The 13416-nt window shown below is 47.3% G+C and carries 15 protein-coding genes; 4 read left to right on the forward strand and 11 right to left on the reverse strand.

Translation table 11 applies throughout. The features are described from left to right. Positions 1-51 precede the first annotated feature (51 nt). Entirely contained in the window at positions 52-2037 is a 1986-nt protein-coding gene (locus G4O42_RS14820) for a methyl-accepting chemotaxis protein (RefSeq protein ID WP_032876993.1), read from the reverse strand. 143 nt (positions 2038-2180) lie between these two features. Here G4O42_RS14820 and G4O42_RS14825 point away from each other — a divergent pair, with 143 nt between their 5' ends. Next, positions 2181-2918, forward strand: a complete 738-nt coding sequence (locus tag G4O42_RS14825) for a protein-glutamine gamma-glutamyltransferase (RefSeq protein ID WP_007408635.1) — start codon at positions 2181-2183, stop codon at positions 2916-2918. Between the two features lie 17 nt (positions 2919-2935). Here G4O42_RS14825 and G4O42_RS14830 read toward each other — a convergent pair whose 3' ends face one another. From G4O42_RS14830 to G4O42_RS14860, 7 genes are all read right to left on the reverse strand, one after another. After that, positions 2936-3187, reverse strand: coding sequence for a hypothetical protein (locus G4O42_RS14830; RefSeq protein ID WP_032876847.1), 252 nt, complete (start codon positions 3185-3187; stop codon positions 2936-2938). Positions 3188-3212: 25 nt separating this feature from the next. Continuing rightward, positions 3213-4244 (reverse strand): NAD(P)H-dependent flavin oxidoreductase, encoded by a 1032-nt coding sequence (locus tag G4O42_RS14835; RefSeq protein ID WP_032876844.1) that lies wholly within the window; start codon positions 4242-4244, stop codon positions 3213-3215. Further along, positions 4241-4657: a secondary thiamine-phosphate synthase enzyme YjbQ gene (locus tag G4O42_RS14840; protein ID WP_032876991.1), complete on the reverse strand. Its 417-nt coding sequence runs from the start codon at positions 4655-4657 to the stop codon at positions 4241-4243. The genes G4O42_RS14835 and G4O42_RS14840 overlap by 4 nt, the downstream gene beginning before the upstream one ends. Before the next feature lie 121 nt (positions 4658-4778). Continuing rightward, positions 4779-6437 carry a glycoside hydrolase family 13 protein gene (locus G4O42_RS14845; protein ID WP_032876841.1) on the reverse strand — a complete coding sequence of 553 codons (1659 nt, stop codon included), beginning with the start codon at positions 6435-6437 and terminating at the stop codon, positions 4779-4781. Positions 6438-6526: 89 nt separating this feature from the next. Beyond that, the gene (locus G4O42_RS14850; RefSeq protein WP_007408640.1) at positions 6527-7816 is read right to left on the reverse strand and encodes a hemolysin family protein; all 1290 of its coding nucleotides are present in this window, start codon (positions 7814-7816) and stop codon (positions 6527-6529) included. Between the two features lie 42 nt (positions 7817-7858). After that, on the reverse strand, positions 7859-8536 hold the full coding sequence (locus G4O42_RS14855; protein WP_003152125.1) for a zinc metallopeptidase: 678 nt from the start codon (positions 8534-8536) through the stop codon (positions 7859-7861). A gap of 46 nt (positions 8537-8582) precedes the next feature. Beyond that, positions 8583-8846, reverse strand: a complete 264-nt coding sequence (locus G4O42_RS14860; protein ID WP_032876839.1) for a YuzI family membrane protein — start codon at positions 8844-8846, stop codon at positions 8583-8585. 132 nt (positions 8847-8978) lie between these two features. On the opposite strand from G4O42_RS14860, the gene G4O42_RS14865 reads away from it, so the two are divergent. Both G4O42_RS14865 and G4O42_RS14870 read left to right on the forward strand, forming a co-directional pair. Then, on the forward strand, positions 8979-9233 hold the full coding sequence (locus G4O42_RS14865) for an Atypical membrane-integrating protein (RefSeq protein ID WP_015418086.1): 255 nt from the start codon (positions 8979-8981) through the stop codon (positions 9231-9233). Further along, a complete protein-coding gene (locus G4O42_RS14870) occupies positions 9230-10216 on the forward strand; it encodes a potassium channel family protein (RefSeq protein ID WP_007408644.1) in 987 nt (328 codons plus the stop codon). The genes G4O42_RS14865 and G4O42_RS14870 overlap by 4 nt, the downstream gene beginning before the upstream one ends. On the opposite strand, the gene G4O42_RS14875 is transcribed toward G4O42_RS14870, so the two are convergent. The 3 genes from G4O42_RS14875 to G4O42_RS14885 are packed head-to-tail and all read right to left on the reverse strand — an operon-like array spanning position 10213 to position 12412. Continuing rightward, entirely contained in the window at positions 10213-10617 is a 405-nt protein-coding gene (locus G4O42_RS14875) for a YugN-like family protein (protein ID WP_032876836.1), read from the reverse strand. The genes G4O42_RS14870 and G4O42_RS14875 overlap by 4 nt on opposite strands. 22 nt (positions 10618-10639) lie before the next feature. Then, positions 10640-11038, reverse strand: a complete 399-nt coding sequence (locus tag G4O42_RS14880) for a hypothetical protein (protein WP_032876834.1) — start codon at positions 11036-11038, stop codon at positions 10640-10642. A gap of 21 nt (positions 11039-11059) precedes the next feature. Beyond that, positions 11060-12412: a glucose-6-phosphate isomerase gene (locus G4O42_RS14885; RefSeq protein WP_032876832.1), complete on the reverse strand. Its 1353-nt coding sequence runs from the start codon at positions 12410-12412 to the stop codon at positions 11060-11062. 397 nt (positions 12413-12809) lie between these two features. Between G4O42_RS14885 and G4O42_RS14890 the strand changes: the two genes are divergently transcribed. Then, positions 12810-13376, forward strand: coding sequence for an NADPH-dependent FMN reductase (locus G4O42_RS14890; protein WP_032876830.1), 567 nt, complete (start codon positions 12810-12812; stop codon positions 13374-13376). Positions 13377-13416 lie beyond the last annotated feature (40 nt).

Genomic DNA, 13416 nt, shown 5'->3' on the forward strand with positions numbered 1-13416 from the left:
GGCTGTCACTATAAAAAAGGACGCCTTCCATCCGGAAAGCGTCCTTTTTTACTAGTTGATTTTAAATTGTTTCGTTAATTCCCGCAGTTCTTCGGCCATTTGCGCCAAAGTATCGGCGGATGTGCTGATTTCTTCCATTGATGCAAGCTGTTCTTCTGCGGATGCGGCAATATCCTGAATGCTTGCTGCGCTTTCCCGTGATACGTCCGCGATATCGGTCACTGCGGCTGAAACGTGCTGAGAGCTGTCTGACAGCTGTTCAACCGTGCCGTTCATCGATTGAAGCTTCTCGGCGATGTCGTTTGTCATGCCGAAGATATTCTGGAAGCTTTCTTTCGTGCGGTCCGTTACGGCAAGTCCTGATTGAACTTCTTCATTAACGGATGTGAACATGTGAAGCGATGTATTAATTTCAGCCGTGATTTCCTGAATGAGTTTTTCAATCTCTTTGGCAGAACCGGCGGATTGGACGGCCAGCTTGCGCACTTCTTCGGCTACCACTGAGAAGCCCCGGCCGTATTCTCCCGCTCTTGCCGCTTCAATGGCTGCATTTAACGCAAGCAGGTTTGTCTGATCGGCAATACCGTTGATGACTCTTAAAATATGAGTGATGTCTTTTGATTTGGCCTCAAGACCTTTTACAACCGCTTCCGCCTGCTGGACCGATTGATTGATGAGATTCATCTGCCCGACGGTTTGCTGCACATATTCTTCCCCGGTGCCGGCAGCTTCCTTCGATTGTTTAGATGCTTCCGTAATGGATGATGATGTGCGGGAAACGGCGGCGAGTCCGTCATTTATATGATTCAGCTTAGCTGAGCTTGAATCGACTTTTTCGCTTTGCTCTTCGTTTCCGTTTGAAAACTGCTCAATCGCCATTGTAATATGTTCCGTCGCTTTGCTTGTCTGCGAAGCTGAAGCGGTCAGCTCTTCCGATGACGCGGCCACGTTGTCGACAGAGTTTTGGATCGCGCTGATCAGTCCCCGCAGAGATTCTCCCATTTCATTAAAGCTCGCGCCGAGTTCGCCCAATTCATCTTTCGAGCGGATATCAATGGTCTCGGTCAAGTCTCCGCCGCTGATTTGTTTAGAAGAGCGGACAAGCCGTTTCAGCGGTGACGTAATGGATCTGACAATGAACAGAATTAAAATTCCCCCGATGATAATGGATGCTGCAAGGACGATCATTCCCATCGTCAGCACCGGTTGTGAGGCGTCTTTAATTTCGTTGAGCTCCATGCTCCCTTCTATTTTCCATCCGGTCAGTTTATTTGTCGTAAACGCCATTTTTTTATTTTGATCATCGAGCTTGTATGAAATAATGCCGCTGTCTTTGCTGTATACCTCATTCAGCCACGGGGTTGAAACTTTATCACCCGGTTTGTGGTCTTTATGCGCGACATAGGTTTTATTTTTGGACGTGATAAACACGAATCCTTTTTGTCCGATTTTGATTCCCTGCATCTGCTTCAGCAGCTGGTCAATCGTAATATCCATGGCCACTACGCCTGTTCCGTCCTGCATCTGCTTTGCCACGGTGACGACCATGCTGCCGTCGCTTGCCGCGGTGTAAGGGTCGGTGACAACGAGCGTGCCGCCAGCCTTCACAGCGTCTTTATACCAAGTGCGTGTTCTCGGATCGTAATCGGCCGGAGTATTCTCCTTCGGCGCCTGTGCGTAGCTGCCGTCTTCCGTTCCTCCGTAAATGCGGGCTACGTCCTTATGAATAGACGTGTATTGCCCGAACTTTTCTTCAAGAGCAGACATGTTTTTCTTTGAGAAGGATGACCCTTTTAACGTTTCACTGAAAAATTCAATCGCCTTTGCTTTTGCGCCGATATCATTTGTAATGGTTGTGTTAAAAGATTCAATGTTATTTTTCGCGTTGCCTGAAATCTGATCATCCAGCGAATTGCTCGCCGTATGGTATGAACTGAATTCTAACACGAGAATCGGTATGATTAAGATCACGATAAATGAAATGATTAATTTACGTGAAATCGATGCCTTCGTGCACCAATTGATGAATTTTTTCATATTAAGCTGCTCCCTCAAGTGTGATACCTTATATATCGGCTCAGCCTTCACATTTTGTTAACATTTCCTCCTTTTTTATGACTTGATTTTCGTTGCCCAAGCTTCCTGCATATCTTATAAAAAAAGAGAAGGGGGGCGCGCAGATGATTATCATATCCGGCCAAGTGCTTCGGCCTCAGGACATCGCGAACTGGCAGACGGAAGAAAGCCTTGTTCCGTATATAAATGAACTGCTCAATTCTCCCGTACAATTCGATTACGGGTCGATTGCTGAACTGATGTTCGAGGTGCGGCTGCGCCGCCATATTGTGGAAGCCGCAAGAGAACTGCACGGATCAGGTGTGAAATTTGCAACTTTCGCCAAAACATACGGAAATACGGCTTATTGGAGAGTGACGCCGGAAGGAGCCTTGGAGCTGAAGTACAGAATCCCCGCTTCAAAAGCGATTCGGGACATTATTGAAAACGGGGCGTTTTACGCATTTGAATGCGCTACCGCCATTGTTGTGATTTATTATCTGGCCGTCTTAAAGACAATCGGTGAAGAACGGTTTAACCGGCGTTTCCGGGATATCACTTTGTATGACTGGCACTATGAGCATCTGCCGATCTACACGGAAACCGGCAGCCACTTTTTACGGGGAGATTGTTTATATTTTAAAAATCCTGATTTTAATCCTGCAAAGGCTCAGTGGCGGGGAGAGAATGTCATTGTGATGGGGAATGATCAATATTTCGCCCACGGTCTCGGGATTCTGACCGCTGAACAAATCATCCAGAGATTGAATTCTTTAAGAAAAAAAAATGCCGTGCAGCCGGCTTATCTGCTTAACCAGGCAACAAGGCTTGATGCACCCGCGCTTTATCAAATCATGCATTAAAACAATCCCATCGTCTGTCATTGTGACGATGGGATGCGGAATGCTTTTCTTTTCCGGTAAAAAGCCGTCGTGCCGAGCGCTTGGTTTGCAGCCCATTCAAACTTCTCTAAATCATGTCGGGTGACGGCTCTGTCCCGTCTGCTCCATTTAATGGCGCGGACAAAGTAATACCCTTTAATCGGCGCCATGGTGACTTTGGAATGCGGAAAATCTTCAAAGACAAACTCAATAGTCCCTCTTTTTTCGTAGGACATTTGAAGAATCTTCATCATCCATCACCTCACGATTTCTGGATTATGATTCGCACAATCTGTCCAAAACGGTTTTCACGTCTGTCGGCCCTTCAAGTTTCGCGGCGGACTGGCCGGCCCATAAAGACATATACTCCGCGTCTCCTGATTGAGCCGCGTGCCCGCGCATCGGCTTTGTCAGCGTATTATGCAGCGGATAAGGCAGCGTATTTCCCTCGTCGGCTTCATATGTTTTCATGAACTGATTCACGATTCCCCGCGCCAGTTTTCCCGAAAACAGGGTGGTCAGCCGCGTGTCGGCTCCTTTTGATTCGGCAATGGCTTTTTGATATGCCGGTGAGGCGCTGCTTTCTTCACAAAGGAGAAACGGTGTTCCTACTTGAACGCCGTCCGCACCCAAACATCGGGCCGCCTGCACCCCGCGGCGGTCAAAAATGCCGCCTGCCGCAATCACCGGGATATTCAGCGCGTCTTTAGCCTGCGGAATCAGCGCCATAAGGCCGAGAGCCGGTTCTCCTTTAACCGGCAGAAACGACCCGCGATGTCCGCCGGCTTCTATTCCCTGCAGAATAACGGCGTCCATCCCCCGTTCTTCAAAGGCTTTCGCTTCCTCCGGCGTTGTCGCCGTGCCGAAAAGGAAACAGCCGCTTTTCTTCAGCTTTTCCGCCGTTTTTTCCGGCGGCAGGCCGAAGGTGAATGAACACGCTTTGACTCCGTAACGGATCAGAAGCTCCGCTTTTTCCTCGAAATCATTCCATTCTTCTTTCAGATCAGAGAACGGCTTGGCGTCTTTTGCCCTTGGGATGCGGGCTTTCCATTTTTTAACCAGTTCCGCCTCAGGCATCTGCCTTTCTTCCGGGACGAAAAGATTTACTTGAAAGGAGCGGTCCGTCAGCTCTTTCATCTCGATAAGCTGTTTTTCAAGCGCTTGCGGGCTGACGTATCCTGAAGCGAGGCTTCCGAGCGCCCCTTCATTTGATACCGCCGAAGCCAGACGCGGCGTGACCAGCCCGCCGGCCATCGGCGCCTGAATGACGGGCTTTGTTAATGATAATGCACTCATCCACTCACTCATTTGTTTTCCTCCGTTTCAGCCTGTATTTTGATATAACATGTTCTGTTTCGCGGACCGTCAAATTCGCAAAAATAAACGCCCTGCCATGTTCCGAGTATCAGGCGCCCGTCTTCTATGATGACATGCTGGGAGGCGCCGGTTGTACTCGCTTTCATATGTGCCGCCGTATTTCCCTCCATATGCCGGTCCAGTTCGTGGTCCCACGGATATATTTCATCAAACCTTCTGAGCATATCCCTCTTCACATCCGGATCGGCATTTTCATTTATGGTAATGCCGGCGGTTGTATGGGGACAGTATATGAGCGCCAAACCGTTTTTTACGCCTGTTTTGCGGAGAAACGCTTCAGCTTCATGTGTGATGTCGATCATTTCATCCCGTCTGTTTGTTTGAATCTGCAATTTTTTCAGCATATAAATGCCTCCTTTCTTTTTCTCTTCCTTTCCCATATTCGTTTCTGTATTTGTCTTTTCCTGTCGGATCGCGATGATAAACGCAGATCACAAAAAACTTCAGCCTCGGGACTGAAGTTTTTCACCATATATATACGCGGGCCTCATAAGGCTTTAAAACAAAGGATGTCACATGGCGGTGCACTTCTGTCTCCGCGTTTGCAAGCACGAGAGAATCGGAGTCAAGCGGATAACCGGGATGCCTGTATAAAGCGGGGGTTCGGGACAGATTTGTGATGATCAGGGCGGTTGTTGTTCCGTTTTTTCTTAGATAGGCATAAATCTGCCGGTCATTCGGAAGCAGCAATTCGTATGTGCCGCTGATCAATACGCCGTGTTCTTTTCTGAGGGCGAGCAGCCGTTTGTAGAAATGGTATACGGATGTTTCATCCTGCATTTGTGATGCAGCATTCAGCCATGTGTAGTTCGGATTCACTCCGAGCCACGGAGAAGCATCAGAAAACCCGCCGTTCGCCTCACCGCTCCATTGCATCGGTGTCCGTGAATTATCCCGGCCCTTCTTCCAGATGATCTTCATCACTTTTTCATGCGGAACGCCGCGGGACGTCTCTTTTTCATACAGATATTTCATTGCGGCATCATCATAATCTTCAATGGATGGGAACGAAACATTGGTCATTCCGAGCTCCTGCCCCTGGTAAATAAACGGCGTGCCTTTCATCAGCATATACATCGCGGCGAGTGCCTTGGCGCTTTCTGTCAAAAACCGTTCGTCACCCCATACCGAGACGGAACGGGGCTGATCGTGGTTCTCCATAAATAACGCGTTCCAGCCCTTTCCTTCAAGACTGTTCTGCCAGCCGGACAAGACGCGCTTAAGCGCCGGAATGGAGATGCTTTGATCACCTTCCGTATCCCAGAGGCCGAGATGTTCAAATTGAAAAATCATTTGAAAGACGCCGTTTTCTTCACCGGCCCAATCAGCCGCCTCCCAAGCCGCCACTCCGTTCGCCTCGCCGACCGTCATGATCGGATAGCGCGAAAATGTTTCCCGTTTCAGCTCTTTTAAGAGATCCATTATGCCTTCCCCATTCATATGATACGGGAAAGACGGGACGTATGGGAGACCGTCCGGATTCGGCATGTCAGGGAGCCCTTCTTTTTTCTTAATGTGAGAAATGGCATCCACCCGGAAGCCGTCTATGCCTTTATCAAGCCACCAGCGGACCATCTCATAAACGGACTGCCTCATCGCTTCGTTTTCCCAATTTAAATCAGGCTGTTTTTTGTCAAAGAGGTGCAGGTAATACTGGTCGGTTTCTTGATCATATTCCCACGCTGATCCGCCGAAAATGCTTTCCCAATTGTTCGGCTCTTTGCCGTTTTTTCCGTCTCTCCAGATGTACCAGTCCCGTTTTTCGGAATCTTTCGCTGAGCGTGATTCGATAAACCAAGGGTGCTCATCGCTTGTATGGTTGATGACGAGGTCTATAATCAGCTTCATGCCGAGCGCATGGACATCCGCAAGGAGCCGGTCAAAATCCTCCATCGTCCCGAATTCGCCGGCAATTTGTTTATAATTCCGAATATCGTAGCCGTTGTCCGCGCCCGGCGAGTCAAAAACGGGACAAAGCCAGATCACATCCGCCCCCAACTCTTTTATGTAATGAAGCTTTGCTCTGATGCCGTTCATGTCGCCGATTCCGTCCCCGTTCGAATCCATAAAACTTCGGGGATAAATTTGATAGACGGCCGCCGTTTTCCACCAATCCGTTTTCATACCGACACTCCTTTCTTTACAGCATATGAAAGAGCGGGACGAAGAAGCATTTTTTTCATAAAAAAAGCCTCATTGCAAAAGCAGGAGGCTCAGAAATCAGTTTTTTTAATTTCAACGAAGCGGATATGATGGTCTTCCGCTTCCAGCACCTTAAATTCACACCCTTCGGCATGAAACACATCACCATTTTTCAGCTCCATTTTTTGTGTTAAGAGCCAGCCGGCAATCGTGTCAATGTCTTCATTTTCGATGGCGATATCAAGGAGATCATTCACCTCTTCTATGAGCGCCTTGCCGTCCATCACATAGTGGTGTTCGCCTTTTTTGACGATGTGGGGCATTTCATCCTGGTCATATTCATCACGGATTTCCCCGACGATTTCCTCCAATATGTCTTCGACGGTCACAAGTCCCGCCGTGCCGCCGTATTCGTCAACGAGAATCGCCATATGAATCCGCTCCTTCTGCATGCGGATCAAAAGCTCCTGAACGGGGATGCTTTCAATGACTCTGATGACCGGACGCATAATTTCTTTTAATTCAATGGAGCGGCCGAGAAAATACGCTTTAAATAAATCCTTATTGTTAATAATGCCGAGAATGTGATCTTTGTCTTCCTTAATAACCGGATATCGCGTATACCGTTCGTTGATGATCAAATGTATGGCTTCATCAACTGACTGTTCAAGCGAGATGGCGGCGATTTCGGTGCGCGGCACCATGATTTCTCTGGCGACCCGGTTATCGAATTCAAATATTTTATTGACGTAACGGAATTCGGATTGATTGATTTGACCTTTTTTATAGCTTTCGGACAAAATCAGCCGCAATTCCTCTTCACTGACCACGACCTCATGTTCTTTCACCGAATGAAAACCGAACAGCTTGACCAAAAATCCGGCTGAGCCGTTTAACAGCTTAATAAACGGATACATCACTTTATAAAACAGAATGAGCGGTTTCGCCGTCCACAGACTGACGGCTTCGGCTTTTTGAATGGATATCGTTTTCGGCGCAAGCTCTCCGATGACGACGTGCAGATACGTGACGGCGATAAACGCCGCAATAAACGTGACGACGTGCGTAATAGATGACGGCATTCCGATCAGGCTGAAAACAGGATGAAGAAGCCGCTGAATCGTCGGTTCACCGAGCCAGCCGAGTCCAAGCGCCGTAATCGTAATGCCGAGCTGGCACGCTGATAAATATTCATCGAGATTTGAAATCACCCTGTGCGCCGCGAGCGCCCGGCTGTCTCCGGTTTCAACCAGCTCCGCGATTTTTGAACCGCGGATTTTGACAATCGCAAATTCCGCAGCGACAAAGATGGCCGTTAATCCGATTAACAGCATAATGAGAATCAGTTTTAATATAAGCAAAAAAACCCCTACCGCAAACGGTAAGGGGCCACCTCCTTCGTGTTAATTCTCATCACGACCATTTAAGAAAATCATCACAAAACGAAGCAGCTCGAATAATGAAACGAGCGCCGCAGCCACATACGTCAGCGCGGCGGCGTTCAGCACTTTATTCACGCCGTGTTCTTCACTGTTGCGAATGAATCCTTCCGACACGATAATCCGCTTCGCCCTCGCGCTGGCATTAAACTCGACAGGCAGTGTGACAAGCTGGAAAAAAACAGCGGCCGAAAACAAAATAATGCCGAGTCCGATTAAGTTCAAGCTGCCCAGGAGCATCCCGCCCAAGAAAAGCAGAGGGGCAACCCCGGAGGCAAAATTGACGACCGGAAAAATTTTGTGCCTCAGCACAAGCGCGCCGTATGATTCCTGATGCTGCAAAGCATGTCCGACTTCATGGGAAGCGACGGAAATGGCGGAAATGGAGCGGCCGTAATATACCGGCTCAGATAAACGCACCACCCGCTCCGTCGGGTCGTAATGGTCTGTTAAAGTGCCTCTTACCGGTTCTACCGGCACATCATATAAACCGTTAATATCAAGAATCCGTCTTGCCGTTTCCGCCCCCGTCCGCTGACTGGAAGCTTCCACGTCTGAGTATTTCTGAAAATTGCTTTTCACTTTAAATTGTGCCCAAAACGACAATCCCAATGCAGCAATTGTTAAAAAGATAAACAGCATATTATCCTCTTCCTTTTTCTCTTATATCGTACGATCTGCTTATATATTATTTTAATGATTGTCCGCTTTCCTGTACAGAAATCCGCTTCTTTTTTCTGACAGGAATCAATCCTCCGAGCATGATGAGGATACACCCGGCCAATCCGATGTAAAACGGAAACGTGCCTGCGGTCTCTTTTACAAAAACAAGCCATGAAAATCCGCCTGACATGTGATTGTATCCATTCAAATCAAAAATAAGCAATACGGCCGCCGAAGCGAGCAGCTGCGCTCCGGCCAGCGCCGCCAGCAGTTTTTGAATGACTGTCATTTGACTCACCCTTTTTCGGTCCGCTTTCTTTATCATATGAAAAAATGAGGGTGAATATGTTTTCGGCGATTTTTGAAAGACATCAAACGAACTGGGACATACTGTATAAAAAAAGATACAGGTGTGATCGACATGAAAGTGACAAATGGCGAGAAAGAACAGCTGAGCAATGCGATAGACAGAATGAACGAAGGGCTTGACGCCTTCATCCAGCTCTATAATGAAGCGGAAAACGATGAACCTCTCATTCAGTTTGAAGATGAGACGGCCGATTTAATCAGACATGCGCGTGACTCATACGGCCAGGAACAGCTGGACGAAAAACTAAACACCATTATTAAACAGATTTTATCCATCTCTCTGTCGAAAGAAGAGCCGGACGAATGAAATCAAACCGTTTATTTATTTCCTGGCTGAGATGGCCGTTATATGTTCGGATCGGGCTGATCATTATCGCCTTGATTTTATTGTTCGGCCAACTCATTTACATGCTCGAACCGAAGCAATTCACGTCTGTGTTTGAAGGGGTTTGGTGGGCGGTGATTACGGTGGCCACAGTCGGCTACGGCGATTACGTTCCCCAGACACCGCTCGGGCAGATTGCCGGTATGGTGCTTGTATTAAGCGGAGCGAGTTTTGTGACCGCCTATTTCGCCACGCTTTCTTCAGCCGTGTTCAGCAAACAGCACCGCTATGTCGAAGGGAAGGTCGCCTTTAAAGGCAAGGGGCACGTCATTCTTATCGGATGGAATGAGAAGTCGCATATGCTGCTGAAAGAACTGCAGCACATCGCACCGTCAAAAACTGTCGTCCTGATTGATGATTCATTAAGGGAAGGGCCGCTTATTGAAAACGTCCATTTCATCCGCGGACATGCCGCTGATGACAGCACGCTCAATAAAGCGAATATTACGGAAGCCGATACCGTCATTCTGACAGCGGATCAGCAGAAAAATGAATCCGAAGCTGATATGCTGTCGGTATTAACGCTTCTCGCCATCAAAGGGCTGCACCCGTCCGTTTATTGTATCGTGGAAATTTTAACGGAACGGTATGTCAAAAACGCCGAGCGCGCAGGAGCCAATAAGATTCTGTGCACATCACGGCTGTCGAGCCGGGTGATGTTTGAGCATTACCGGGTCAAGCTGCAGCTTGCCAAACCGCAAACGCTGTCAGATCTGACGCTGGAGAAAAAGGTGCGCATCATTCCCGTCCCCGAGGAATTAAAGGGTTCATCTTATCATGACTGTGCGCTCTATTATCTCAAACGGAATACCACGATCATCGGCATACAAAAAGAAGAGGGGCCGATGCTGACCCCTCCCCTGTCATACCAGGTGCTCGATACTGATCTGTTTTTGGCTCTTTAATGCAGCAGGACGTCTTCCAGCTCTTTCACAAGCGAGATGCCGATATCTGTATATGAGCGGTCAATTGCCGCATCCCGCCGTTTCGGCTCGGAGAATTGGTTGAATAATGACTCAAAAACACCGCCGCCTGCGTGATCATCCGTTTCCTGCTGATAGACGTGCCTCAGCAAAAAGGGTGTGCCGATTGTAACGGCGGCCCCCCGTTCATCCAGGTGTCCCTTATTTGCTTCAATAGGGATGCGGAGAAATAAATAGCCGTCCTGATCGGAAATTTTGTAATCAAAGAACCCGCGGTCATACTCCCAGCCGCCTCCGATGGTATAACCGATCGGTTTCAGCACCTGTTCCAATTCGCGGAGTAAAAACGATTGCCCTTCAAGTGAAGATGGAATGCTGATCATGTGCATATACTCCTTTTTGTCTTTAGCGTCCCCGCTCTGCGGCATCTTCATACGGCGTCTGGGAAGAATCGGGAGCGGCAGACAGACGCCGGAAAGAGGTAACGGCGCATTCAATCAGAACATACGTCACAATTGCGGAGAGAACGGCTTCCGTTGAAATATAGAAAACGGCGGAATAGAGACAGCACTTCGTCATCAGCGTATGCATCCGGCCAATCTTCAGTTTCAGCCGGACCATGTCCGTAAACAAGCCGAGAGGGAAAGCGAAAAACAGGATGGTTTGTAAGAGGGATTCAGGAGACAGTTTTAGTGCCGAATAGACAATAGCGGCGGAACAGACGGAAATGACGGCATGCTTACATAAGAGCCGCATCAATTCATCATCACACCTTTCACGGTTTAAAAAAGGCTGACCCGTCATGCTGAGGGCCAGCACTTTTTTTTATTTTTCAAGACGTTTTTCAAGCTCTGCTTTTTTCTCTTCAAAGCCCGGTTTGCCGAGAAGCGCGAACATATTCACCTTATAGGCTTCAACACCCGGCTGATCAAACGGGTTGACTCCGAGCAGATAACCGCTCATCGCCACCGCTTTTTCAAAGAAATAGACGAGATATCCAAATGTATATGCATTAAGCTGCGGAATATTGACAATTAAGTTCGGCACTTTTCCGTCTGTATGGGCAAGCATCGTGCCTTCGAACGCTTTTTTATTGACGAAATCGACCGTTTTGCCGGCTAAGTAATTTAAGCCGTCGAGATCATTTTCCGCTTCTTCAATTGTCAGCTCATGCTTCGGTTTTTCAACGTTTAATACAGTTTCAAACAGATCGCGTCTGCCTTCCTGCACGTATTGACCGAGAGAGTGAAGGTCTGTTGAGAAGTTAGCGGAAGAAGGATAGATGCCTTTTTCATCTTTTCCTTCACTTTCGCCGAAGAGCTGCTTCCACCATTCCGCAAAGTATTGCAGCGCAGGCTCATAGTTGATGAGCATTTCAATAGTTCTTCCTTTATTATACAGAACGTTGCGGACGACGGCGTATTGATAAGCCGCGTTCTCCTCTAATTCCGAGCTGGAAAAGTCTTTGCTTGCATCAAGAGCGCCTTTCATCATTTCATCGATATCAGCCCCGCTTACCGCAATCGGCAGAAGACCTACCGCAGTCAGAACGGAGAAACGTCCGCCGACATCATCAGGAATAACGAATGATTCGAAGCCTTCTTCATTAGAAAGCGTTTTTAAAGCGCCGCGCTCTTTATCTGTCGTCGCGTAAATCCGCGCTTTCGCTTCTTCTTTTCCGTATTTTTCTTCAAGAAGTTTGCGGAAAATCCGGAAAGCGATTGCAGGTTCCGTCGTCGTGCCTGATTTAGAAATGACATTGATAGAGAAATCAGCGTCTTCCAAAAGATCCATAACATCTTTCATATAAGTTGAGCTGATATTGTTGCCGATAAAGATAACTTGAGGGTTTTTGCGCTTGTCTTTCGGCAGAACATTATAGAAAGAATGATTGAGCGCTTCGATCGCCGCGCGGGCGCCTAAGTATGAACCGCCGATACCCACGACGAGAAGCACGTCTGAATCTGATTTAATTTTTTCAGCGCTTTTTTTAATGCGCGCGAATTCTTCTTTATCGTAGTTTTCAGGGAGGTCCACCCATCCTAAAAAGTCGCTTCCGGCGCCTGTTTTTTCATGGATATTATGGTGTGCCGTTTTTACGAAATCACGTGCGTATGTAAGTTCATGTTCATTGAAAAAAGGTAACGCTCTTGAGTAATCAAAGCGTACATGCGTCATTTGCTTGTCCCTCCATCACGGTGAATTGTTTTCTCTTTCACTTTATATGAACTCACCCGCTAAATCAAGTCATGAAGAAGGGCGGATGAATACGGGATTTGCGCTAAAGATGCGTTCATTTTTTATACAATATTCCGGATTCGAGATGGTTATATTTGTATTAACTGTGAGAGGGATAACGAATCGAATGTTGGTGATCCAGGAATGTATCACCTTTACTTTGGAGCAGGATGACATCCATCGCCAATCCCGAGGGGACGGTTCTTTTTATATAGTACTCCTCTTGAGAGGCTGCCGCACAGGAATATTAAGGCATAAATGTCCATTTTTAAAAATAGTGTCTATATTTGGGGTATCGTGTTAAGATGAAAGTGATTTTATACCGGGAGGTGATTTTATGACTAAAACCATTGGTCTTATTTGTGGAAGTTTACGAAAAAACTCGTATAATCGAGCGATTGCTCAATCATTGATTGACTTAGATAATGCGGCTCAATTTCGCTGGGTTGAAATAGACAGTCTTCCTTTTTTTAACGAAGATTTAGAAATTGCCGGAGCACCAGACTCCGTAACATCCTTTAGAACTGATATACAAGACGTTGACGGCGTCATCATTGTAAGTCCAGAGTACAATTCCGGAATTCCGGGGGTATTAAAAAATGCATTGGACTGGGCATCGAGACCGCGGACCTCTTCTGTTTTAAACAGAAAACCAGTTGGCTTAATCGGAGCAACCCCCGGAGGGTTCGGCACTGCCTTTGGTCAAACGCAATTGAGAGAAGTACTCGAAGCTATGCAAGTCAATGTTTTGCCATTTCAAAAAATGCTGATTTCGCAAGTCCATGAGAAAATTGATTCCGCTCAAAACATACTTACGGATGAACAAACAAAACGTTATCTTCAACGCTATTTACAACAGTTCATCCATTGGATTGATCATGCTCCGGTTCCCGTTCCAGATTAATTGAAGGATCATCACCCTCACGAAAAGTCACCTCAGAAAT

The sequence above is a fragment of the Bacillus sp. LUNF1 genome (assembly GCF_011008975.1).
Taxonomy (GTDB): domain Bacteria; phylum Bacillota; class Bacilli; order Bacillales; family Bacillaceae; genus Bacillus; species Bacillus velezensis.